This is a genomic window from Pseudomonas marginalis, from assembly GCF_001645105.1.
GTDB classification, from domain to species: Bacteria; Pseudomonadota; Gammaproteobacteria; order Pseudomonadales; family Pseudomonadaceae; genus Aquipseudomonas; species Aquipseudomonas petroselini.
In genome coordinates this window covers 384904-408988 of record NZ_LKEG01000052.1, presented here as the reverse complement: position 1 = coordinate 408988, position 24085 = coordinate 384904, and the positions used below count along the sequence as shown (strand labels likewise).

23 protein-coding genes are annotated in these 24085 nt (G+C 60.6%); 10 read left to right on the top strand and 13 right to left on the bottom strand.

Features of this window, described 5'->3' with window-relative positions; translation table 11 throughout:
• Positions 1-8 precede the first annotated feature (8 nt).
• From AO064_RS24055 to cmoB, 3 genes are all read left to right on the top strand, one after another.
• Positions 9-506: a hypothetical protein gene (locus tag AO064_RS24055; RefSeq protein ID WP_064054851.1), complete on the top strand. Its 498-nt coding sequence runs from the start codon at positions 9-11 to the stop codon at positions 504-506.
• Positions 507-660: 154 nt separating this feature from the next.
• Positions 661-1404 carry a carboxy-S-adenosyl-L-methionine synthase CmoA gene (cmoA, locus tag AO064_RS24050; protein ID WP_012722408.1) on the top strand — a complete coding sequence of 248 codons (744 nt, stop codon included), beginning with the start codon at positions 661-663 and terminating at the stop codon, positions 1402-1404.
• Entirely contained in the window at positions 1401-2357 is a 957-nt protein-coding gene (gene cmoB / locus AO064_RS24045) for a tRNA 5-methoxyuridine(34)/uridine 5-oxyacetic acid(34) synthase CmoB (RefSeq protein WP_046034396.1), read from the top strand. The genes cmoA and cmoB overlap by 4 nt, the downstream gene beginning before the upstream one ends.
• Positions 2358-2439: 82 nt before the next feature.
• Here the strand turns inward: cmoB and tadA are convergent, their stop codons facing one another.
• The 10 genes from tadA to lptF form a co-directional block, all read right to left on the bottom strand.
• Positions 2440-2937: a tRNA adenosine(34) deaminase TadA gene (gene tadA / locus AO064_RS24040; protein ID WP_064054850.1), complete on the bottom strand. Its 498-nt coding sequence runs from the start codon at positions 2935-2937 to the stop codon at positions 2440-2442.
• Positions 2937-4313, bottom strand: a complete 1377-nt coding sequence (locus AO064_RS24035) for a multicopper oxidase family protein (RefSeq protein ID WP_102061638.1) — start codon at positions 4311-4313, stop codon at positions 2937-2939. Before AO064_RS24035 ends, tadA begins: the two co-directional genes overlap by 1 nt.
• Before the next feature lie 259 nt (positions 4314-4572).
• Complete coding sequence (gene pdxJ / locus AO064_RS24030; protein ID WP_064054848.1) at positions 4573-5316, bottom strand: pyridoxine 5'-phosphate synthase; 744 nt, start codon at positions 5314-5316, stop codon at positions 4573-4575.
• 52 nt (positions 5317-5368) lie between these two features.
• Positions 5369-6058, bottom strand: a complete 690-nt coding sequence (gene recO, locus AO064_RS24025) for a DNA repair protein RecO (RefSeq protein WP_012722403.1) — start codon at positions 6056-6058, stop codon at positions 5369-5371.
• Between the two features lie 226 nt (positions 6059-6284).
• Positions 6285-7187, bottom strand: a complete 903-nt coding sequence (gene era, locus AO064_RS24020) for a GTPase Era (RefSeq protein ID WP_043204836.1) — start codon at positions 7185-7187, stop codon at positions 6285-6287.
• Positions 7180-7869: a ribonuclease III gene (rnc, locus tag AO064_RS24015; RefSeq protein ID WP_012722401.1), complete on the bottom strand. Its 690-nt coding sequence runs from the start codon at positions 7867-7869 to the stop codon at positions 7180-7182. The genes era and rnc overlap by 8 nt, the downstream gene beginning before the upstream one ends.
• Positions 7870-8015: 146 nt before the next feature.
• Entirely contained in the window at positions 8016-8870 is an 855-nt protein-coding gene (gene lepB, locus AO064_RS24010) for a signal peptidase I (RefSeq protein WP_012722400.1), read from the bottom strand.
• A gap of 5 nt (positions 8871-8875) precedes the next feature.
• The gene (gene lepA, locus AO064_RS24005; protein ID WP_003210439.1) at positions 8876-10675 is read right to left on the bottom strand and encodes a translation elongation factor 4; all 1800 of its coding nucleotides are present in this window, start codon (positions 10673-10675) and stop codon (positions 8876-8878) included.
• 151 nt (positions 10676-10826) lie between these two features.
• The gene (gene lptG / locus AO064_RS24000) at positions 10827-11906 is read right to left on the bottom strand and encodes an LPS export ABC transporter permease LptG (protein WP_064054847.1); all 1080 of its coding nucleotides are present in this window, start codon (positions 11904-11906) and stop codon (positions 10827-10829) included.
• On the bottom strand, positions 11899-13017 hold the full coding sequence (gene lptF, locus AO064_RS23995; protein ID WP_012722398.1) for an LPS export ABC transporter permease LptF: 1119 nt from the start codon (positions 13015-13017) through the stop codon (positions 11899-11901). The genes lptG and lptF overlap by 8 nt, the downstream gene beginning before the upstream one ends.
• 284 nt (positions 13018-13301) lie before the next feature.
• Here lptF and AO064_RS23990 point away from each other — a divergent pair, with 284 nt between their 5' ends.
• From AO064_RS23990 to rlmF, 5 genes are all read left to right on the top strand, one after another.
• Positions 13302-14792, top strand: a complete 1491-nt coding sequence (locus tag AO064_RS23990) for a leucyl aminopeptidase (protein WP_064054846.1) — start codon at positions 13302-13304, stop codon at positions 14790-14792.
• 158 nt (positions 14793-14950) lie between these two features.
• Positions 14951-15379 carry a DNA polymerase III subunit chi gene (locus AO064_RS23985; RefSeq protein ID WP_064054845.1) on the top strand — a complete coding sequence of 143 codons (429 nt, stop codon included), beginning with the start codon at positions 14951-14953 and terminating at the stop codon, positions 15377-15379.
• Between the two features lie 7 nt (positions 15380-15386).
• A complete protein-coding gene (locus tag AO064_RS23980) occupies positions 15387-15764 on the top strand; it encodes a hypothetical protein (protein ID WP_043204835.1) in 378 nt (125 codons plus the stop codon).
• 267 nt (positions 15765-16031) lie between these two features.
• On the top strand, positions 16032-18878 hold the full coding sequence (locus AO064_RS23975) for a valine--tRNA ligase (RefSeq protein ID WP_064054844.1): 2847 nt from the start codon (positions 16032-16034) through the stop codon (positions 18876-18878).
• A gap of 431 nt (positions 18879-19309) precedes the next feature.
• Positions 19310-20329, top strand: coding sequence for a 23S rRNA (adenine(1618)-N(6))-methyltransferase RlmF (gene rlmF, locus AO064_RS23970; protein WP_064054843.1), 1020 nt, complete (start codon positions 19310-19312; stop codon positions 20327-20329).
• 166 nt (positions 20330-20495) lie between these two features.
• Here rlmF and AO064_RS23965 read toward each other — a convergent pair whose 3' ends face one another.
• Entirely contained in the window at positions 20496-20777 is a 282-nt protein-coding gene (locus AO064_RS23965; protein WP_003188840.1) for an HU family DNA-binding protein, read from the bottom strand.
• Positions 20778-21173: 396 nt separating this feature from the next.
• On the opposite strand from AO064_RS23965, the gene yejK reads away from it, so the two are divergent.
• A complete protein-coding gene (yejK, locus tag AO064_RS23960; RefSeq protein ID WP_012722392.1) occupies positions 21174-22178 on the top strand; it encodes a nucleoid-associated protein YejK in 1005 nt (334 codons plus the stop codon).
• Positions 22178-22528, top strand: coding sequence for a glutaredoxin family protein (locus AO064_RS23955; RefSeq protein WP_064054842.1), 351 nt, complete (start codon positions 22178-22180; stop codon positions 22526-22528). Before yejK ends, AO064_RS23955 begins: the two co-directional genes overlap by 1 nt.
• Here AO064_RS23955 and AO064_RS23950 read toward each other — a convergent pair whose 3' ends face one another.
• Positions 22529-23506 carry a FecR family protein gene (locus tag AO064_RS23950; protein WP_064054841.1) on the bottom strand — a complete coding sequence of 326 codons (978 nt, stop codon included), beginning with the start codon at positions 23504-23506 and terminating at the stop codon, positions 22529-22531.
• A complete protein-coding gene (locus AO064_RS23945) occupies positions 23503-24081 on the bottom strand; it encodes an RNA polymerase sigma factor (RefSeq protein WP_064054840.1) in 579 nt (192 codons plus the stop codon). The genes AO064_RS23950 and AO064_RS23945 overlap by 4 nt, the downstream gene beginning before the upstream one ends.
• Positions 24082-24085 lie beyond the last annotated feature (4 nt).

Sequence of the window (24085 nt, the reverse complement as noted above, 5' to 3'; positions counted from 1 at the left end):
AGAACATCATGAGCTTTTTCAAAGGCAAAAATTCAAATTTCCCCGACACTGCGAGACGTGCCATCACCGTAAGTGCTGAAACACGTGCAACAGTCTCTGACCGAGTGGACTTCAAGACTCAAATCGTTAAATTCGACGCCGATACTGAGAGCGATCTGATTGAGCTGATATCTGTCGCAAATACTGAGGACAGTTCACGTCGCACAACCAAGGGCCTGATACTTGTATTTGATAAAAACATTGCATCCAGCACCTATTCTGTAGGCGATCCAGACTTTCCTTTCAAAATTGCCAATTACTATGAAACGGCCACCATTCCCAGTTTCACAACCTCTTTTTCATACAATCCAGTAAGCGGGACTTTCACTGTAGACACCATCACCGTCACTTCAGATAAGTTACTTTACCAAATCGATTTTAATTTCAAAGGCGTCAATAGTCATACTAATGAAGAGCTGGAAATCATCGGCAGCTCCACGTACTTAATATTTATGCGACCGATGTAATCAGCGTTAGATAATGAATGACCAAACTCACTCTTCGAACCTGGTCATTCAGCTTCCCCCCAAGCGCTCTTTCACGCGTTATCACACAACCCAAGCATCCCCGCGCCACTTTGGCTAAAATGCCGGCCTTTCCCCCTTCGTCGCCGGAACAACCGTGAGCAAAGAACCCGATCGCCTATTCGCCCAGCCCCTGCCCCAGGTGCCGGACTTCGCCTTCAACGAAGACGTGGTGCGGGTGTTCCCGGACATGATCAAGCGCTCGGTGCCGGGTTACCCGACCATCGTCGAGAACCTCGGTGTGCTCGCGGCGCAGTTTGCCCAGCCCCATAGCGTGCTGTATGACCTGGGCTCGTCGCTCGGCGCGGTGACCCAGGCCTTGCGTCGCCATGTGCGCACCGACGGTTGTCGGGTGATTGCGGTGGATAACTCGGCGGCGATGGTCGAGCGCTGCCGCGAATACCTCAATGGCCAGGACTCGATGTTCCAGGAGTTGCTGCCGGTCGAGGTGATCGAGGGCGATATCCTCGCGCTGCAATTTGCGCCGGCTTCGGTGGTGGCGCTGAATTTCACCCTGCAGTTCATTGCTCCCGATGAACGCCTGGCCTTGCTCTCGCGCATCCGCCAATCGCTGTTGCCGGGCGGCGCGTTGATTCTTTCGGAGAAGCTGCGTTTCAACGATCCTGAAGAACACGCGCTGCTCACCGACCTGCACATCGCGTTCAAACGCGCCAACGGCTACAGCGAACTGGAAATCGCCCAGAAGCGCAGCGCCATCGAAAACGTCATGAAGCCCGACAGCCTCGAAGAACACCGTGAACGCCTGCTGGCGGCGGGGTTCTCGACAGTCGTGCCGTGGTTCCAGTGTCTTAACTTTGCCTCGTTGATTGCCTTGCCATGATTGATCTGTCCCCCCTCGCCCGCCATTTGGTCGGCACTCCCCTGGCCGTGTGGGCCCAAGGCCTGCAAGCGCAACTCGATAGCAAGATGGAAAAGGGTCATGGCGACCTGGAGCGTTGGCAGAGTGCGTTGGATGCACTGCCGAACATCCAACCCAGCGAAGTCGATTTGCTCAACGACCTGGCGCTGGACACCGACTGCGACGACGCCACCCGCGCGCAAATGCGCACGGCACTGATGGGGTTGTGCCCGTGGCGCAAGGGTCCGTTCCACCTGTTCGGCGTCCATGTGGACACCGAATGGCGCTCGGATTGGAAATGGTCACGGGTCGCGCCGCACCTGGACCTCAAAGGCAAACGCATCCTCGATGTAGGCTGCGGCAACGGCTATTACATGTGGCGCATGCTCGGCGCCGGTGCCGACAGTGTGATTGGCGTGGACCCGAATTGGCTGTTCTTCTGCCAGTTCCAGGCGGTGCAACGCTACCTGTCCGAGCCCAAGGCTTGGCACCTGCCGTTCCCGTTTGAAGATTTGCCGGCGAACCTGGAAGGCTTTGACACGGTATTTTCGATGGGTGTGTTCTACCACCGCCGTTCGCCGATCGAGCATTTGCTGGCGCTGAAGGACACCCTGGTCAAGGGCGGTGAGCTGGTGCTGGAAACATTGGTGGTCGAGGGCGATCAGCAGCAAGTGCTGGTGCCGGAAGATCGCTACGCGCAGATGCGTAACGTGTGGTTCCTGCCTTCGGTGCCGGCGTTGATGCTGTGGCTACGCCGTGCCGGGTTCAGTGACGTGCGTTGCGTGGATGTGAGCGTGACCACCGTCGAGGAACAGCGCGGCACGGAGTGGATGAAGTATCAGTCGTTAAGTGACTTCCTCGATCCGGAGGATCACAGCAAGACCCTTGAAGGGCTGCCGGCGCCGATGCGGGCGGTGATCATCGCCAAGAAATAACCCCCCGATCCCCCTTGAATAAAGGGAGATCACAATGTGGGAGGGGGCTTGCTCCCTCCCACACTTTGATCTCCAGTGTCCCTTAGAGGGCAGGCTTGGCGCGTCTGGCCCTGAAGAACTCACTCAGCACCGTCCCACACTCCTCCGCCAACACCCCACCTTCAAACACCACCCGATGATTCAAAAAGCTCTGGGTAAAAAACTGCCCCTGGCTCTGCACAATCCCGGCCTTAGGCTCCAGCGCCCCGTACACCACCCGCGCAATCCGTGAATGCACGATCAAACCGGCGCACATGCTGCACGGTTCCAACGTCACATACAGCGTACTGCCCACCAGGCGGTAGTTGCTGATGGCTTGCGCAGCGGCGCGGATAGCGACCATTTCGGCATGGGCGCTGGGGTCGTTGCCGCTGATCGGGCAGTTGAAGCCACGGCCGATGATTTCACCGTCCTGCACCAGTACCGCGCCCACGGGCACTTCACCCAACGCGGCACCTTGGGCGGCGAGCACCAGGGCCTCGCGCATGAAGTCCTGGTCGCGACTGCGGTCGATGATCGCCGTAGGGCGAAACTGGCGCATCACGCCACCTCGATGGCGGCCATCAGGCCGGTTTCCATGTGGTCGATCACATGGCAGTGGAACATCCACACCCCCGGGTTATCCGCCACCAACGCCACGCGTGCGCGTTCGTTCTTGCCCAGCAGGTAAGTGTCGGTGAAGTACGGGATCACCTTGTGGCGGTTCGACGCGATCACCTTGAAACTCATGCCGTGCAGGTGGATCGGGTGCTGGTACTGGGTCATGTTTTTCAGTTCGAAGATGTAGCTCTTGCCCTTCTCAAGCCTGGCAATCGGGCGGTCGGCGCAGGTCTTGTCGGTGATGTCCCAGGCCTTGCCGTTGATCTGCCACAGGCTCGGCGGCTTGCCGTCATCCACCGACACCGAACCCACCCATTCGAAATTGAAGTTGAGTTTCTCGGCATTGGCCAGGTCCGGCTCGCTGATCGGGTTGGCGGGCAATGCCGGTGGCCAGTCGGTCGGCGCGTCGGTGTTGGCCACCGAACGGAAGGTGCCCAGGCGCACCGGGCCGTTGCGGATCGACAGCTCTTCGCCGGCCGGCGGAGCCTTGATCGCCAGGCAGATACGCATGCCCGGGCCCAGCCAATATTCCTTGCCCAACGGGCGAGGTTCGATGGGGTTGCCGTCCAGCGCGTAGATCTGCGCTTCAACGTCCGGGATGTTGAGGCGATAGGTCAAGGTGTTGTCGAGGTTGAGCAGACGCACGCGCGTAATCTGCCCGGCAGGTAGATCGATCACCGCCTGGGACACACCATTGATCGTCGACAAGCGCCCGGCGGTGCCGCCACGCGCCGCTTCACGGGGCACGCTGAACGCCACGAAAGCGCCCTCTTCGTCCACATGCCAGCTTTTCAGGCTGAGGGTGCGCTCGTGCTTGAAACCGGTAGGTTCGCGCTCCTCGATGATCAGCGGGCCGACCAGGCCCCGGCCAAGTTCTTCGCTGCTGTTCACATGCGGGTGATACCAGTAGCTGCCGGCGTCGGGCACGCGGAATTTGTAGTCGAAGTATTCGCCGGGCAGCACCGGCAATTGCGAGACGTAGGGCACGCCGTCCATTTCCAGCGGCAGGCGGATGCCATGCCAGTGAATGGTGGTGGCGACCGGCAGGTGGTTGATAAACCGCACGCGCAGCCACTCGCCCTGGCGCACGCGCAATTCGGTGCCCGGCGCCGAGGGGCCGAACGCCCAGGCTTCGGTCTTGTGCCCCGGCACCAGTTCCACATCCAGCGGTGCCGCGATCAGTTCGTAATCGTGTCCCGCCTCGGCCTCGGCGACTTTCCCCAGCCAGTAGCGATAGGCGCCACCGGCCCCCACCCCCACTACGGCCAGGCCTGCAAGACCACCCAGGATTTGTCGACGAGAAAAGGATCGGGACACAACAACCTCACGTATCTGCCGCAGGCTCGGGGCCTGCAAAGGGCAGATACGATACACCTGCACTGGCTAAACAGTAAGGCTTCGCATTGCCGCATGCCTGATTTCAAAGGGTTTGGCTGGATGACGACAACTTTGGATGCACCAAAAATCACTGTGGGAGGGGGCTTGCCCCCGATTGCAGTGGGTCAGCGACAGATAGGCTGACTGACACACCGCTATCGGGGGCAAGCCCCCTCCCACATTGGATTTTCGGCGTTTTTTAAGCCTTGGCAGCAGCCAGGATCAGCGCCTTCATCTCGGCCACGGCGCCTTTGAAGCCGACGAACAGCGCGTGCGCGACCAGTGCATGGCCGATGTTCAGCTCGTTGATGCCCTTGATCGCGGCCACGGCTTCGACGTTGTGGTAGTGCAGGCCATGGCCGGCGTTGACGATCAAGCCTTCGTTGAGGCCGCAGTTCACACCGTCGATGATGCGCTGCAGCTCGTCAGCCACTTCGGTGGGTGTGGTGGCTTCGGCGTAACGGCCGGTGTGCAGTTCGATGGCGGGGGCACCGACACGGCGCGAGGCTTCGATCTGGCGCTCGTCGGCGTCGATGAACAGCGACACTTCACTGCCGATCTTCGACAGGCGCTCTACCGCCGCCTTGATTCGCGCTTCCTGGCCGGCCACATCCAGGCCGCCTTCGGTGGTCAGTTCCTGGCGGGTTTCCGGGACCAGGCAGATGTGCGCCGGGCGGATGCGCTCGGCGAAGGCCATCATTTCTTCGGTGACGCCCATTTCGAAGTTCATGCGCGTTTGCAGCACATCCTTGAGCAGCAGCACGTCGCGCTCCTGGATGTGGCGGCGGTCTTCGCGCAGGTGCACGGTGATGCCGTCGGCGCCCGCTTCTTCGGCGTCCAGCGCAGCCTTGACAGGGTCAGGGTAACGGGTGCCCCGGGCCTGACGCAGGGTAGCGACGTGGTCGATATTGACGCCAAGAAGAATGCGATTGCTGGTGCTCACGGAAGCGCTCCTGAAAAGGGGAAAGAAACGCTGCACAGCATACACGGGGATGTCAGGGCTTTCGAAACAACTCGCGACTGACCAGCGGCCGTCCGCCCAAGTGCACGGCCAGGGCCTGGCGCATCAGGCGCTTGGCGGCGGACAAGGCGCCGGGGGCGGTCCAGTCGGCTTCGCTCATGGCCAACAGCTCGGTGCCCTGGAACAAGCCGGGTTGCAGCAGGTACACGCGCTCCAGGCCCGCGTCGACTTGCAGTCGGTACATACCGTCGGCAGCGATGGGGTCGCCGTGCAGGTCGTTGTTTAATTCAAAGCCATAGCCCAGGTCGTCGAGCAGGCGCCATTCAAACGCGCGCAGCAACGGTTCCAGGGGCCGGCCTTCGGCCAAGGCGATCAGGGTGGCGGCGTAGTGATCGAAGACCGCCGGGTGCGGGTCTTCCGCGGGAAGCAGACGGATCAGCAACTCATTGAGGTAGAGGCCACTGAACAGGGCCTCGCCATTCAGCCAGGCGGAGGTACCGACGCTTTCCAGGCGGCCGACGTTTTTGAGCTCACCCTTGCCGCGAAACTCCACGTCCAGGGCCACGAACGGCCGCGCCAACGTGCCCGCCTTGCCCCGCGCGCTGCGCAAGACTGCGCGCAAGCGGCCTTGTGGCGTGAGGAAATCCACCAAGGCGCTGGTCTCGCGGTAGGCGCGGCTGTGCAGGACATACGCGAGTTGGCTGGGGGGTGGGGATTGGGACATGGGAGTCTCGATGACGGAACACAAACCATGAAATAGCGAAGAACCACTGTGGTGAGCGGGCTTGCCCCGCGCTGGGCTGCGCAGCGGCCCCAGACAAATCACCGCAGTTCTTTCAGGCAGATCTCAGTGCCTGGTTTTGGGCTGCTTCGCAGCCCAGCGCGGGGCAAGCCCGCTCACCACAGCAAGCCCCCTCCCACAGTTTCAGCGCTGCGGTATATTCAGGACCTTACAAGTCGCCGTAGCCCAACGAGCGCAATGCACGCTCATCATCGGACCAGCCACCCTTAACCTTCACCCACAGGTTGAGCATGATCTTGGAATCGAAGAGCAATTCCATGTCCTTGCGCGCCTCGGTGCCGATGCGCTTGATGCGCTCGCCCTTGTCGCCAATGATGATTTTCTTCTGGCCGTCACGTTCGACGAGGATCAGCGCATGGATATGCAAGGTCTTGCCCTGCTGCTTGAACTCTTCGATTTCGACGGTGATCTGGTACGGCAGCTCGGCGCCCATCTGGCGCATGATTTTCTCGCGCACCAGTTCGGCGGCAAGGAAACGGCTGCTGCGGTCGGTGATCTGGTCTTCCGGGAAGAAGTGTTCGTTCTCCGGCAGGTAGCCGGCAATCACGCGTTCCAGGGCTTCGAGGTTGTGACCGTGCTGGGCCGAGATCGGCATGATCTGGGCGTTCGGCAGTTGTTCCTGCAGCCAGGTCAGGTGCGGCATCAGCTCGGCTTTGTCTTCGATGCGGTCGGTCTTGTTCAGCGCGACGATCAGCGGGCCGGTGACGTACTGCACACGCTCGAGGACCATCTGGTCTTCGTCGGTCCACTTGGTGCGATCGACCACGAAGATCACCACGTCGACGTCTTTCAACGCCGCCGAAGCGGTCTTGTTCATGTAGCGGTTAAGGGCTTTCTCGCCGCCTTTGTGCATGCCCGGGGTGTCGACGTAGACCGCTTGCACGGTGCCTTCGGTCTTGATGCCCAGCATGTTGTGGCGGGTGGTCTGCGGCTTGCGCGAGGTGATCGCAAGCTTCTGGCCGAGGATGTGGTTGAGCAGCGTGGACTTGCCCACGTTGGGGCGGCCAACAATGGCAACATAGCCACAGCGTGTTGCGGTTGAATCAGTCATGGCCATTCTCCACGCCCAGGGCAATCAGTGCTGCAGCGGCCGCTACCTGTTCGGCAATACGACGGCTCACACCCTGACCTCGGCTTTTTTCGTTCAGTAAGGTGATTTCACATTCCACGAAGAATACGCGGCAATGGGGCTCACCCTGGATATCCACCACTTCGTAGCGTGGCAGTTCGCAACCGCGGGACTGCAGGAATTCCTGCAGGCGGGTCTTGGGATCTTTGTTGGTGTCGACCAGCGTGAGGCTTTCGATCTCGGAAGTCAGCCACGCAGTGACGCGCTCCTTGGCCGCTTCCATGCCTGCATCGAGGTAGATCGCACCGATCAACGCCTCGAGGGCATCGGCCAGGATCGATTCACGCCGGAAACCGCCGCTCTTCAACTCACCGGAACCCAGCCGCAGGTATTCGCCCAGGCCAAAGCCACGGGCCAGTACGGCCAGGGTCTCGCCCTTCACCAGGCGTGCGCGCAGGCGCGACAGCTGGCCTTCACGGGCTTGGGGGAAGCGCTCGAACAGCGCTTCACCGGCGACGAAATTGAGGATGGCATCACCGAGGAATTCCAGGCGCTCGTTGTTGCGCCCTGCAAAGCTGCGGTGTGTGAGGGCAAGGACCATCAATTCCTGGTCCTTGAAGGTGTAGCCGAGCTGGCGCTCGAGACGTGCTAGAGAAACGGTCACGGTTTATCCATATCTAGTTGGTGGCACCGGCGGCCATCGACGATTGACGCAGTGTTCAAATTCAAATCCTGGTTGGTGCTGCATGAGGCCGGAAATGTCCGAGCCCCAGAAAAGCATTCGGCGCTGTGTTCACAGCGCCGCTTGTATTACTTGATCAGCCCGACTCGCGAGAAGTTCGGCAGGTGGCTGAGTTTGGGTTCCGGCCAGCTCATCCAGACCGCAAAGGCCTTGCCGACGATATTCTGGTCGGGAACCATGCCCAGCAGGTCCTTGGGAATATTGGGATCATCCCAGTAGCGGCTGTCATTGGAGTTGTCACGGTTGTCGCCCATCATGAAGTAGTGCCCGGCCGGCACTTTCCATTCACCATCAGGCGTCGCGCGGTAGCGGCTCATTTCCTTGCGGATTTCGTGCTCGACCGCACCGAGTTTTTCCTGGTACAGCTCGGCGCTGCCCAGGCTGTTCGGTTCGGAACCGATCAATTTCTCGGCCACCGATTCACCGTTGATGAACAGGCGTTTGTCGCTGGTGTAGCGAATCACGTCGCCCGGCAGGCCGACCACACGCTTGATGTAGTTGACGTTCGGGTCGCTCGGGTAGCGGAACACCATCACATCGCCGCGCTGCGGGTCACCGACTTCGATGACCTTCTTGTCGATCACCGGCAAGCGGATCCCATAGGAAAACTTGTTCACCAGGATGAAGTCGCCCACGTCCAGGGTCGGTTTCATCGAGCCCGACGGGATCTGAAACGGCTCCACCAGGAACGAGCGCAGCACCAGTACGATGAACAACACCGGGAAGAACGACTTGCCGTATTCAACCAGCAAAGGCTCTTTGTTCAGCTTCTCGATGACCACGCCATCGGGCTGGCTGACGCTGCCCTGATAGGACGCGATAGCCGCCCGACGACGCGGGGCGAAGAAGACCAGATCGAGCAATGCCAACAGACCGCAAACGGCAACGGCGATGACCAGCAACAGCGGGAAATTTAGCGACATAGGACCTAACTATCCAACCTGAGCACCGCAAGGAAGGCTTCTTGTGGAATTTCCACGTTACCCACTTGCTTCATGCGTTTTTTACCGGCCTTTTGCTTTTCAAGCAGCTTGCGCTTACGGCTTACGTCACCGCCGTAGCATTTGGCCAGTACGTTCTTTCTGAGGGCCTTGACCGAGGTCCGCGCAATGATCTGCCCGCCGATGGCGGCCTGGATCGCAACGTCGAACATCTGGCGCGGGATCAGTTCTTTCATCTTCTCGGTCAACTGGCGACCTTTGTAGTGCGCGTTGTCCTTGTGCACGATCAGTGCCAGGGCATCGACCTTGTCGCCGTTAATCAACACATCCAGTTTCACCAGATTAGCCGATTGGTACCGGTCGAAATGGTAGTCCAGCGAAGCATAGCCGCGGCTGGTGGATTTGAGACGGTCAAAGAAGTCCAGGACCACTTCGTTCATCGGCAAATCGTAGGTCACTTGCACCTGGGTACCGAGGAACAGCATGTCGTGCTGTACGCCACGCTTTTCAATACACAGGGTAATGACGTTGCCCAGGTGTTCCTGCGGCACAAGAATATTGGCGCGCACGATCGGTTCGCGCATGTCTTCGATGGAAGACAGGTCTGGAAGCTTGGACGGGTTGTCGACGTAAATCGTTTCACCGGTTTTCAGCGCCAGCTCAAAAATAACCGTCGGCGCGGTGGTGATCAGGTCCAGGTCGTACTCGCGCTCAAGACGCTCCTGGATGATCTCCATGTGCAGCATGCCGAGGAAGCCGCAACGGAAGCCGAAGCCCAGGGCGTCGGAGCTTTCCGGGGTGTACTGCAACGACGAATCGTTGAGGGTGAGCTTTTGCAGGGCTTCGCGGAAATCTTCGAAGTCGTCGGAGCTGACCGGGAACAGGCCGGCGTAGACCTGCGGCTGGATGCGTTTGAAGCCCGGCAGCACGTCGACGTCAGGGGTGGAGCTCAAGGTCAGGGTGTCACCGACCGGTGCACCGTGAATGTCCTTGATACCGGCGATGATGAAGCCTACTTCACCGGCTTTCAGATCAGTGGTAGCCGTGTGCTTGGGGTTGAACACACCGACGCTGTCCACCAGGTGGATCTTGCCGGTGGACTTGACCAGGATCTTGTCGCCCTTTTTCACACGGCCATGGCGCACGCGTACCAGGGAAACAACGCCCAGGTAGTTGTCGAACCAGGAGTCGATGATCAACGCTTGCAGCGGATCTTCGTAGTTGCCGGTGGGGGCGGGAATGGTCTTGACCAGGCGCTCGAGCACTTCGTCGACGCCCAGGCCGGTCTTGGCGCTGCACTCGACAGCGTCGGTGGCGTCAATGCCGATGATTTTTTCGATTTCTTCTTTGACGCGGTCCGGATCGGCCTGTGGCAGGTCGATCTTGTTCAGCACCGGCATCACTTCCAGGCCTTGCTCGATGGCGGTGTAGCAGTTGGCCACGGACTGGGCTTCAACGCCCTGGCCCGCGTCCACCACCAGCAACGCACCTTCGCAGGCCGCCAGGGAACGGCTGACTTCATAGGTGAAGTCGACGTGGCCCGGGGTGTCAATGAAGTTCAGTTGGTACTTGATACCGTCTTTGGCGGTGTAGTACAGGGTCACGCTGTGGGCCTTGATGGTGATCCCGCGCTCGCGTTCGAGGTCCATGGAATCCAGTACCTGGGCTTCCATTTCACGCTCGGCAAGGCCGCCGCACATCTGGATGAATCGATCGGCCAGCGTCGACTTACCATGGTCAATGTGGGCGATGATGGAGAAATTGCGGATATGACTCAAATCACTCACGGATCAACACTCAAAAAGGCTGCAGGCAGATTGCCCGCTGAAAAATAGCCGGGAATTGTACCTGATGCTCAGGCCAGGCGTCATCTTTGCTGACCAGAACAAAAATGCCCCGATCTCTCGACCGGGGCATTTTTTGCTCATAAGCGCGCGGTTAGCCCGCCCGGCGCAGCAGCCAGAACCCGGCCAGGGCGCAGATGGCGGTCGGCACCAGCACCGCAAACAGCGGCGAGAAACCAAACACCAGGCTCGACGGGCCCAGCAGGTCCTGGGCGATGCGGAAGGTGAAGCCCACCAGCACGCCGGTAAACACGCGTTGGCCCAGGGTTACCGAACGCAACGGGCCGAAGATGAACGAAATCGCCATCAACACCAACGCCGCGGTGACCACCGGCTGCAACACCTTGACCCAAAATGCCAGCCAATAACGGCCATTGTTCAGGCCCTGGTCCTTGAGGTAGTGGATATAGCTCCACAGCCCCGAGATCGGCAGGCTTTCCGGGATCATCACCACGGTATTCAAGAGTTCCGGCTTGAGGGCGATATCCCACTCTTCGCTCGGCACGTTGATTACTTCGGTACGGGCGTTGGTGCCTTGGCCAATATTGCGGAAGTACGTGGTGGTGACGTCGCTCAGCTGCCATTTTTCGCCACTGTATTGCGCACGTTTGGCGAAGCTCGACTCCAACAAGTGACGTTCTTTGTCAAAGGTGTAGCGCGTCACACCAATCAACAGGCCGCCTGGCTGCACGGCGTTGATGTGGATGAATTCATCGCCCTGGCGGTGCCACAGGCCGTGCTTGGAACTTTGCGCATCGCCCGACCCCTGCGCCAGGGCGCGATTGGCCTGGGCGGTGGTTTCGGCCGGTGGCGCCACGTATTCGCCGATCAGCACGCTGCAGGCCATCAGCAGCAGCATGGGTTTCATCACGGCCCAGACGATACGCCCAATGGACACACCCGCAGCGCGCATGATGGTCAGTTCGCTGCTACTGGCCAGGCTGCCTAGGCCGATCAGGCAACCGATCAGCGCGGCCATCGGCATCATGTCGTAAAGGCGGCGCGGTGCGGTGAGGGCCACGTAGCTAAGTACGTCCCACACCGTGTAGGTGTCGCTGACGTTGCCGACTTCATCGATGAAGGCGAACAACGAGGCCAAGCCCAGGATGATGCCCAGTACCGCCAGGATGGCGATCAGTACGCTGCTACCAATGTAGCGATCGAGCTTAGCCACGAGCCAACTCCTTCTGGCCACGACGGCTCTTCATTTTCAAACGTATAGGTTCCCAATAAAGCAGCCCCAGGCCGATTGCGAGGAAGATCCCGTGCACCCACCACAAGCCCAGGGTCGGCGACAGCTTGCCTTTCTCTACCGCCCCATGGGCAGAGATCAGCATCGTCAGATAAGCCATGTACAACAGGATCGCTGGCAACAGCTTGAGGAAACGGCCTTGGCGCGGGTTGACACGGGCCAAAGGCACAGCCATCAAGGTCACGATAAACACCAACAGAGGCAAGGATAAGCGCCACTGCAACTGGGCGATAGAACGCAGTTCGTTGCTGCCGAACAGGTCCATCGTAGGGATTGCATCGCGGTCGGTGACTTCATCGCTGATGTCCGGGCGAGCCAGCATCACGCCATAGGTGTCGTACTTGATCGCGCGATAATCCGCCATGCCTGGGCTGCCATCGTAGCGATAGCCATTTTCCAGGATCAGGTAGCGGCTGCCGTCAGGACGCACTTCCTGGCGACCTGAATCAGCCACCAGCACGGAAATACCACGGTCTTTCTTGTCTTGGCCCAGACGCTTCTCGGAGATGAACACACCGCCCAGGTTGGCGCGGTCGTCGGTCAGCGTTTCGGTGTAGGTCACCCGTGAACCGTCATTGAGCGCCTGGAAGCGGCCGGGTTCGAGGGTGTCGAACTCGGTCATCGCGTCCTGTTTGTTCAGCACCAGTTGGAACTGCATGGCGCCCTGAGGGGCCAGGCTCAGGCTCAGCCAGGCCACGATCAGCGCGACGCCGGCGGCCGGGATCATGGTCATGCCCAGCAGACGCTGCTGGCTCATGCCGGTGGCCGAGAGCACGGTCATTTCGCTTTCGAGGTACAGCCGGCCGTAGGCCAGCAGGATCCCGAGGAACAGGCCCAACGGCAGGATCAGCTGCAGGAAACCCGGCAGGCGAAAGCCCATGATCAGGAACAGCGAGCCCGGATCGAGGGCGCCGGAGGCAGCCTGGGCCAGGTATTTGACGAAACGACCACTCATGATGATGACCAGCAATACCGCACTCACGGCACTCAGGGTCAACAGGACTTCGCGGGACAGATAACGGAAGACGATCAAACCAGACACTCCAGGGTTGTCAGGCTAAGGCGGCCAAACAAGCAAGCATACCGAGTCAGCCCATTGACACAGGGCCGGCTAAAAAGATGGCGCATTATCCTGTGATTGACCGCGCCTGTCACTGCGCAACCTCATGCACATGCACAAAGCAGGTGGCAAGGGTTGTCAGGCTCCGTCGGCGAGGTTCAAACTGCGGCCTTTGTCACCGGCGGTTTACACAGCTGCCTGGTATTAAAGCCGGAGTACAGACTCTTGGCTAACAGACCTTTATAAGGGACCCGAAAATGGAATTGGTTGTAAAAAGCGTTAGCCCCGAAACGTTGAAAACCGCCACCCTCGTGGTCGCCATCGGCGAAGGCCGCAAGCTCGGCGTTGCCGCCAAGCAACTCGACGAACTCAGCGGCGGCGCCATCAGCGCGGTGCTCAAGCGCGGCGACCTGGCCGGCAAAGTCGGCCAGAGCCTGCTGCTGCAAAGCCTGCCCAACCTCAAGGCCGAGCGCGTGTTGCTGGTCGGCGTGGGTAAAGACGCCGAACTGGGCGACCGCCCGTTCCGCAAGATCATCAGCGGTATCCTCACGACCCTCAAGGGCCTGGGCGGCAGCGATGCGACGCTGGCCCTCGATGAAATCGTTGTAAAAGGCCGTGACAGCTACGGCAAAACCCGCCTGCTGGCCGAAACCCTGGTGGACGGCGGTTATATTTTCGACGAGTTCAAGAGCCAGAAAGCCGAACCGCGTGCGCTGAAGAAAATCACTCTGCTGACCATCAAGGCTGCCCAGGCTGAAGTCGAGCGCGCCGTGACCCACGCGCAGGCCATCGCCAACGGCATGTCCTTTACCCGCGACCTGGGCAACCTGCCACCGAACATCTGCCACCCGACGTTCCTGGGCGAACAGGCCAAGGCGCTGGGCAAAGAGTTCAAGGGCTTGAAAGTCGAAGTGCTGGACGAGAAGAAGATCAAGGAACTGGGCATGGGCTCGTTCTATGCCGTGGGCCAAGGCAGCGACCAGCCGCCACGCCTGATCGTGATGCAATACAACGGCGGCAAGAAGTCCGAGAAGCCTTACGCCTTGGTCGGCAAAGGCATCACCTTCGACACCGGCGGCATCAGCCTCAAGCCGGGCCTGGGCATGGACGAAATGAAGTACGACATGGGCGGCGCCGCCAGCGTGTTCGGCACCCTGCGTGCCGTGCTGGAACTCAAGCTGCCGATCAACCTGGTGTGCATCCTGGCCTGCGCCGAGAACATGCCGAGCGGCGGCGCGACCCGTCCAGGCGACATCGTCACCACCCTGAGCGGCCAGACCGTCGAAATCCTCAACACTGACGCCGAAGGCCGTCTGGTGCTGTGCGATGCCCTGACCTACGCCGAGCGCTTCAAGCCGCAGGCCGTGATCGACATCGCCACCCTGACCGGTGCCTGCATCGTTGCCCTGGGCTCCCACACGTCGGGCCTGCTGGGCAACAGCGATGAGCTGATCGAGCAATTGCTCAGCGCCGGCAAGGCCGCCGACGACCGCGCCTGGCAACTGCCGCTGTTCGATGAGTACCAGGAACAGCTGGACAGCCCATTCGCCGACATCGCCAACATCGGTGGCCCGAAAGCCGGCACCATCACCGCTGCCTGCTTCCTGTCGCGCTTTGCCAAGAACTTCAACTGGGCGCACCTGGACATCGCCGGCACGGCCTGGACCAGCGGCGGCAAGGACAAGGGCGCCACTGGCCGCCCGGTGCCCCTGCTGACCCAATACCTGCTGGATCGCGCCAAGGCCTGACCCGGTCGGAGCGGGCTTGATGTGGCGAGGGCGCTTGCTCCCGCTGGACTGCGCAGCAGTCCCCAGCTTTTTGGGGGCGCTTCGCAGCCCAGCGTAAGCACCCTTGCTCGCCACAACAAGCTGCCTTTTACCCTTGTTGAGGCCGCCCAGGAACCGCAATGACCCAAGTCGACTTCTATATATTGCCCAGCGCCGACCCGCTCGCGCGCCTGGACTTTGCCTGCAAACTCACCGAAAAAGCCTGGCGCATGGGCCACCGCATCTACCTGCATTGCAGCGATGCCGCCCAGCGCAACGAGCTGGATGCCCGCCTGTGGCGCTTCAAGGGCGAAAGCTTCGTGCCCCACGGCCCCGCCGAGTCTGAACCTGAAGGCCTGGTAGTGCTGGGTTTAGGCGACAGTTGCGGCGATCACCACGACCTGCTGGTCAACCTGGACCTGAAAGTGCCGCCGTTCGCCAAGGCATTCGCTCGTGTGGCGGAAGTGGTGGTGGAAGATCCGGCTATTCGTCAGGCCGCGCGGGAGAGTTTCCGTTTCTACCGCGAACAGGGCTATCCTCTGCAGGATCACCGGCTACAACGACTTTGAGTAAATGATGGACACGCCAAACCCTCTAAAAAAAGACGACCACCTGTTGGACGACCTGGAGTCGATCCGTCAGTTGCTGGGTGATGACAACGTGCAGCCGCCGCTGTTGACCGAGCCCGCCGAGGGCGAGCCGCAGATTCCGCTGTTATTCGATATGGTCGGTGGCAAGCCGGTCGAGCCGGCGCCGGTGGTCAAGGCCGCCGCCCCTGCAACGGCCGAAAAAGGCCCCGACGCCCTGCTGCTGCACCTGGACAACGAACTGCGCGCCGCCGCGCAACTGATCATGCAAGACGTAATCGACGACTTTGCCCCGCATATCGAAACCGAGATCAAGCGTCGGTTGGATGCGCGTATGGAGCGGTTACTGAGCCAGTACCAGTCTTAAGCCACACCAAAATCCCCTGTGGGACTTGCTATGGTGAGCAGGCTTGCTGTGTGGTAAGCGGGCTTGCTGTGGTGAGCGGGCTTGCCCCGCGCTGGACTGCGAAGCAGTCCCATTGGTTTTTCGGGGGAAAAGCCCCCTCACCACCACAAGCCCCTCCCCCATTAGTCTTGCATCAGCCTTAAGCCCGTCTTCAACTCGCCCTCCTCGTCCGCCCCCGTTATACTTGCCGGCTTTCCTGAATAAATGCCAACTAGGGTCCCGCCGCGCATGGATAAGACCTACCAGCCGCACGCTATCGAAACTTCCTGGTACAACACCTGGGAATCCGAGAATTATTTCGCCCCGCAAGGCGCGGGCGATTCCTACACCATCATGATTCCGCCACCGAACGTCACTGGCAGCTTGCACATGGGCCACGGCTTCAACAATGCGATCATGGATGCGTTGATCCGTTTCCGCCGCATGCAGGGCCGCAACACCCTGTGGCAGCCGGGCACCGACCACGCTGGCATCGCCACCCAGATGCTCGTGGAACGCCAACTCGAAGCCACCGGCCAGAGCCGTCATGATCTGGGTCGCGAGAAATTCCTGGAAAAGATCTGGGAATGGAAAGACCAGTCCGGCGGCAATATCAGCCGTCAGATCCGCCGCCTGGGCTCGTCCGTGGACTGGAGCCGCGAGCGCTTCACCATGGACGACGGCTTGTCGGAAGCCGTGAAAGAGGCCTTCGTGCGCCTGCATGAAGACGGCCTGATCTATCGCGGCAAGCGCCTGGTCAACTGGGACACCAAGTTGCACACGGCGATTTCCGACCTCGAAGTGGAAAACCACGACGAGAAAGGCTTCCTGTGGAACCTCAAGTACCCGCTGGCCGACGGCGCCAAGACCGCTGAAGGCAACGACTACCTGATCGTCGCCACCACGCGCCCGGAAACCATGCTCGGCGACGCCGCCGTAGCCGTTAACCCGAACGACGAACGCTACCAGGCGCTGATCGGCAAGTTTGTCGAGCTGCCGCTGGTGGGCCGCCGCATCCCGATTATCGCGGACGACTACTGCGACCCTGAATTCGGCACCGGCTGCGTGAAAATCACACCGGCCCACGATTTCAACGACTACGAAGTCGGCAAGCGCCACAACCTGCCGCTGCTGAACATCTTCGACAAGAATGCCGCCGTTCTGCCGGCCTGCCAGGTGTTCAACCTGGACGGCACGCTGAACGACAGCATCGACGGCAAGATCCCGGCTGAATACGCTGGCCTTGACCGCTTTGAAGCGCGCAAGCAGATCGTTGCCGCCTTCGACGCCGCCGGCTTGCTGGTCAGCGTTGACGACCACGGCCTGAAAGTGCCGAAGGGCGACCGCTCCGGCACCGTGATCGAGCCGTGGCTGACCGACCAGTGGTACGTGTCTACCAAGCCGCTGGCAGAACCTGCCATTGCCGCCGTGGAAGACGGCCGTATCCAGTTCGTGCCCAAGCAGTACGAAAACATGTATTTCTCGTGGATGCGCGACATCCAGGATTGGTGCATCAGCCGTCAGCTATGGTGGGGCCATCGCATTCCGGCCTGGTACGACGAGTCGGGCAAGGTCTACGTCGGCCGCGACGAAGCCGAAGTGCGCGCCAAGCACAACCTGGGGGCGGACGTTGCGCTGCAACAGGACAACGACGTACTGGACACCTGGTTCAGTTCGGGCCTGTGGACCTTCTCCACCCTGGGCTGGCCGCAGCAGACCGAATTCCTGAAGAAATTCCACTCCACCGACGTGCTGGTCACCGGCTTCGACATCATTTTCTTCTGGGTTGCCCGGATGATCATGCTGACCATGCACTTGGTGAAGAACGAGGACGGCACCCCGCAGGTACCGTTCAAGACCGTGTACGTGCACGGCCTGGTGCGTGATGGCCAGGGCCAGAAGATGTCCAAGTCCAAGGGCAACGTCCTGGACCCGCTGGACATCATCGACGGCATCGACCTGGAAACCCTGGTGCAGAAACGCACCTCGGGCCTGATGCAGCCGAAACTGGCGAAGAAGATCGAGAAGCAGACCCGCGACGAGTTCGCCGACGGTATCGCCAGCTATGGCACCGACGCCCTGCGCTTTACGTTCTGCTCGCTGGCGTCCACCGGTCGCGACATCAAGTTCGACATGGGCCGCGTCGAAGGCTATCGCAACTTCTGCAACAAGATCTGGAACGCCGCGCGCTACGTGCTGGATAAAGGCGAAGACTGCGGCCAGAACGGCGAAGCCTATGAGTTGAGCCTGGCCGACCGCTGGATCATCTCGCAGCTGCAACGCACCGAAGCCGAAGTGACCCGCCAGCTCGACCAGTTCCGTTTCGACCTGGCTGCACAAGCCTTGTACGAGTTCATCTGGAACCAGTATTGCGACTGGTACCTGGAACTGTCCAAGCCCGTGCTGTGGGACGAAAACGCGCCGGTTGAACGCCAGCGCGGCACTCGCCGTACCCTGGTACGCGTGCTCGAAGTGGCGCTGCGCCTGGCGCATCCGTTCATGCCGTTCATCACCGAAGAAATCTGGCAGCGCCTGGCGCCACTGGCCGGTATCGAAGGCAAGACCATCATGCTGCAACCTTGGCCGGTGGCCAACGAAGCGCGCATCGACGAGGCCGCCGAAAGCGATATCGAATGGCTCAAGACCCTGATGCTTGGCACGCGCAATATCCGCGCCGAGATGAACATCGGGCCGGGCAAGCCACTGGCGGTGTTCGTGAAGAACGCCAGTGCCGAGGACCAGCGTCGTCTCAGCGAGAATGACGCACTGCTGAAAAAGCTGGCGAAGCTGGAGTCGATCACCGTATTGGCGGCCGACGAAGACGCACCACTGTCTGCCACCGCACTGGTCGGTGACATGGAAGTGCTGGTGCCGATGGCTGGCCTAATCGACAAGGGTGCGGAACTGGCCCGTCTCGACAAGGAAATCGCCCGCCTGCAAGGCGAAGTGCAACGCGTGGGCGGCAAGCTGTCCAACGCGGCGTTCGTCGACAAGGCGCCGGCGGAAGTGATCGACAAGGAACGCGCCAAGTTGGCCGAGGCTGAACAGGCCTTGGGCAAGCTGGCGGAGCAACATGCGCGGATTTCCAGCCTGTAAGGTGGACCGCGTTTAAGAAAGAGGCCTTCGGGCCTAATGCCAGTCAGTTAAGACGTAGAAAGGGTAAAAAAATAACCTGTGGCGAGGGAGCTTGCTCCCGCTGGGCCGCGAAGCGGCCCCAGCTCTTTGTTTCAAAAGACTGGGACTGCTGCGCAGTCCAACGGGAGCAAGCTCCCTCGCCACAGGTACAGTGTTTGCCCTTAACTGACTTGCATTAGGCCTTCGGGCCTCTTTTTTTGCCTGGAGACTCCCAATGCCAGGCTGGCAATACAGTCAATGTGGGAGGGGGCTTGCCCCCGATAGCGGTGTGTCAGCTACCTATGAACTGGCGGGTCCACCGCAATCGGGAGCAAGCCCCCTCCCACATTTGACCGGGACAGGCTCAGGATGTGTGACAATGCCCACCACTTTGAGCCAACACCAGAATCATCATGACCGCCCCCAGCACGCCAAAACCTCCGCGCAAGAAGCCTAAAACCGCAACCACGGCCAAACCCGTCGTGCCGCGCAAAGAGGCCACCCTGCACCCGCGCAACCGCCACACAGGCCGTTACGACTTCCAGGCACTGATCAAGACCACGCCGGAACTGGCGCAATTCGTGATCATCAACCCGTACGGCAAGGAAAGCATCGACTTCGCCAGCCCGGACGCGGTGCGGGTGTTCAACCGAGCGTTGCTCAAGTCGTTCTATGGCATCCAGCATTGGGACATCCCGGCCGATTACCTGTGCCCACCGGTACCGGGGCGTGCCGACTACGTGCACTTCCTCGCCGACCTGCTGGCCAGCGTCAATGACGGCAAGATCCCACGCGGTTCGATCGTCAAGGTGCTGGACATCGGCATGGGCGCCAACTGCGTCTACCCGCTGATTGGTTACATGGAGTACCGCTGGAACTTCCTCGGCTCGGAGGTCGACCCTATCGCCGTGGCCGCCGCCAAGGCAATCGTGCAGTCCAATGACCTGAGCAAAGTCATCCAACTGCGCCAGCAGACCAACCCCAAGCAGATCCTGCTGAGCCTGCTGGAGCCGGGTGAGCGCTTTGACCTGACCATGTGCAACCCGCCGTTCCATGCGTCCATGGACGAAGCGACCAAGGGCAGCGAGCGCAAGTGGCGCGCCCTGGGCAAAGCCGACCCCAAGCGCAAGTTGCCGGTGCTGAACTTCGGTGGCCAATCAGCTGAACTGTGGTGTGAAGGCGGCGAAGCGCGCTTTGTGACGCAGCTGATTGCCGAGAGCGCGCATTTTGCCCACAAGGTGTTGTGGTTCAGCACCTTGGTGTCAAAAGCGTCAAACTTGCCCGCTATCGAGACAGCCCTGAAAAAAGCCGGCGTGCTGGAAAGCCAAGTGGTGGAAATGTCCCAGGGCCAGAAGCAAAGCCGTTTCGTGGCCTGGACCTTCCAGACCAAGAACGAGCAGCAGATCTGGCGCCAGCGCTGGGTGCGCGACTGATCCATTGTGGCGAGGGAGCTTGCTCCCGCTCCCAGACTTTTGGGGCCGCTGCGCAGCCCAGCGGGAGCAAGCTCCCTCGCCACAGTAACCCCGCAACCACAGTAAATCGCAGGCGACAAAAAACCGTGCCCGGATCGCTCCGGAGCACGGTTTTTTTTGCTGCGTCTTACTTGTTAACAGCGTCGGTCAGGCCTTTGGCCACAACCAGCTTGATAACTTTCTTGGCAGCGATTTCGATGGCAGCGCCAGTCGAAGGGTTACGGCCAGTACGGGCAGGACGCTCGGTCACTTTCAGTTTGCCAACGCCTGGCAGAGTGATTTCGCCGCCGTTTTCCAGCTGGTCAGCAACAACTTGGCTCAGTTGGTCCAGCAGAGCGCGCACGGTAGTTTTCGGTGCGTCTACTGCTTCAGCCAGGTCAGCGATCAGTTGGTCTTTAGTAATAGCCATTGTGGTGTTCCTTCCCTATCAAATTCATATGGATTGCAGAGTGCAGTGTCAGCCGTCGAGCCCGACCGTCATGGCCTGGCACCCCCGGCTATAACCACGGAGATCGGGGTTATAGATGCTTGAAACGGGGATTGGTTCGACCTGACAGATGCTGAATGCACGCTTATCGCCGAGACTTGGCGTAAGACGGGGCAAAACTAGCACAGAGACGGGGAAATATCCGCTTCTACCTACCCATTTGGTCAGCTTTATCGCTCTAAACCGTGAAAAAAAGGCATATGGCCCGTCGGAGGGTGCTCGAAACACCCTTCGAAGCACGTCTTGGCCAATGGTGCGGTACACTTGGCGACTTTTCGGGGAGGCCAACCGCTCCCCTATCAACCAGCCGAGAAGCCTATGCCGATCCGTCACTGCATCGTCCACCTGATCGACAAAAAACCCGACGGCACACCTGCAGTTCTCCATGCCCGCGACTCCGAGCTTGCCGAGTCGGCCGCCATCGAGAATATGCTTGCCGACCTCAACGAGAGCTACAACGCCAAACAAGGCAAGGCCTGGGGTTTCTTCCATGCCGAGTCCGGTGCGCACCCGTTCAGCGGCTGGTTGAAGGAGTATTTCGAGGGTGGGCAGGATTTCACCACCTTCAGCCGCACCGCTGTCGAGCACCTGCAGAAGCTGATGGAAGAGTCCAACCTCTCCACCGGCGGCCACGTGCTGTTTGCCCACTATCAACAGGGCATGACCGACTACCTGGCCATCGCCCTGCTGCACCACAGCGAAGGCGTGGCGGTGACCGACGAGCTGGATGTGACTCCCTCGCGTCACCTGGACCTCGGCCAGCTACACTTGGCGGCACGCATCAACGTGTCCGAGTGGCAGAACAACAAGCAGTCCAAGCAGTACATTTCCTTTATCAAGGGCAAGAACGGCAAGAAGGTTTCGGAATACTTCCGCGACTTCATCGGCTGCCAGGAAGGCGTCGACGGCCCGGGCGAGACCCGCACCCTGCTCAAGGCCTTCAGCGACTTCGTCGAAAGCGAAGACCTGCCGGATGAATCCGCCCGCGAGAAAACCAAGACCCTGGTGGACTACGCCAGCAGCCAGGCCAAGCTCGGTGAACCGATGGGCCTGGAAGAGCTCTCCGGATTGATCGATGAAGATCGGCCAAAAGCCTTCTACGACCATATCCGCAACAAGGACTACGGCCTGTCGCCGGAAATCCCTGCCGATAAGCGCACCCTCAACCAGTTCCGCCGCTTCACCGGCCGCGCCGAGGGCTTGTCCATCAGCTTTGAAGCCCACCTGCTGGGCGACAAGATCGAGTACGACGAAGCCGCCGGCACCTTGATCATCAAGGGCCTGCCAACCCAACTGACCGATCAGCTCAAGCGCCGCAACTGATGCTGGGCGGGGTTTTCAAGAAAGTCCTGCTGGTGTTGCTGGTCGTGGTGGTGATCCAGAACTGGGGCAAGATCGAGCGGGTGTTCAACCCCTCGCAAGGGGTGCCGGAGCACGTGCGCACGTCGGCGCGCGTGGTGCTCTATTCCACCGAATGGTGTGGGTACTGCAAACAGATCCGCCGGTTCCTGGACCAGAAAGGCATTCCCTACCAGGCGTTCGATATCGAGAAGGACGCCCAGGCGCGCAAGGCGTATGAGGCGTTGGGCGGCGGCGGGATTCCGTTCGTGGACGTGAACGGCACGCTGATTCGCGACTACAGCCCGGAGAAAATCATGGCGGCGCTGAAGTAATCAGCGCACCACGATCATTCGCCCCAGCACATGGTGCTGTTCAAAACCCAGTACCGCCTGCAATGCATTCAGCACCGCCTGCGGATCCTGGCTCGGGAAGCTGCCACTGACGCGCTTGGCGCCCATCTCGTCATTGAGCAACAGGATGCGACCAGGGTAATAACGCTCCAGGTCCTTGACCACGTCGGCCAGCGGCGCCTTGTAGTAGTTGAGCCAGCCGTCGCGCCAGGCCAGGCGTGATTCGCTGTCGACCGCGTGCATCTGATCGGCAATGCCATCGGTGTAGGCCACTTGCTGGCCCGCCGTAAGAATCTGCTGCTGCCCCTGCGTTGACGGCGTCACGCCAACCCGCCCGGACAACACCGTTACCTGAGCGCCAGCCGGTTGCAGACGGACTTCAAACTGTGTGCCCAGCACCCGCGCTTCGCCACTGGCCGCCGCCACGACGAAGGACTCACCGGTGTGGGTCACGCTGAAAAAGCCCGCGCCCCGACGCAGTTGGATATGCCGTTCGCCATGGTTGAAATCCACAGCAATGGCGCTGTCGGCATCGAGGGTGATTTGGGACTTGTCGGCCAGGGTGACGGTTTTGATTTCTCCGGGCGCCGTCACATAGTCCGCGCCAAAGTCATCGACCCAGCGCGACGGCTGCCAACCGGCGCCCATCGACACCATCACCACCAGGCACGCGGCCATGGCCAGCGCCCCGGACCAGCGCACGACCCGCGAACGCTTCGAGGCATGCATGGCATTAAGGTAGCCCTGCAATGCCAACGCCTCCTCGTCCGCCAACTTGCGCGCCGGTACTTCGCTCAACTCCCACAGCACCTGCGCCTGGGAATAGGCCGCGACGTGCGCAGGGTCGGCCCGCAGCCACTGGCTGAACGTAGCCTGGTCGCCGCTGCTGGGCTGGTCGTGCAGCAGGCTCAGCCAGGCCAGTGCGGCGTGTTCCTGGGCGGGCGTGGGGGTGACGTTCACGGTGCTTTCCCTGGCGTACGGGGGGATGAAGGTTCGCGAAGGCTGGCTTTGCAGGCTTCGAGAGCACGCATCATATGTTTTTCCACGGCACTTTGGGACAGGCCCATGGCCTTGGCGATTTCGGCGTACTTACGGCCGTGGATGCGGTTGAGCAGGAAAATCTGCCGCGTACGCTCGGGCAAGCTGCGCAGGGCCGCTTCGACGTGGCGCAGATCGTTGCCTGCCTCCAGCGCCGCCTGGGGTTCGGAGCCCTGGTTGTCTTGCTGCTCGGGCAGCCAGCCTTCGCTGCTGCGCACCCGTGCGCCTTCGCTGCGCAGGTGGTCGATAGCGATGTTGCCGGCGCAGCGCAACAGGTAGGTGCTGAGTTCTTCAACCTGCACCAGCGGCCGGCGCCAGAAGCGCAGGAACAGGTCCTGCACCAGGTCAGCCGCCGTGGCGCGGCACCCCACACGTCGACTTACCAGGGCTTCCATCTGCGAACGCTGGGACAAGAACACCCGCAGGAAATGCGCACGTCCACCGGCCGCGTCAGCGTGCTGGCTGTCCTGGGATTCGGGTGGGGTGCTGATCATCAAGGTG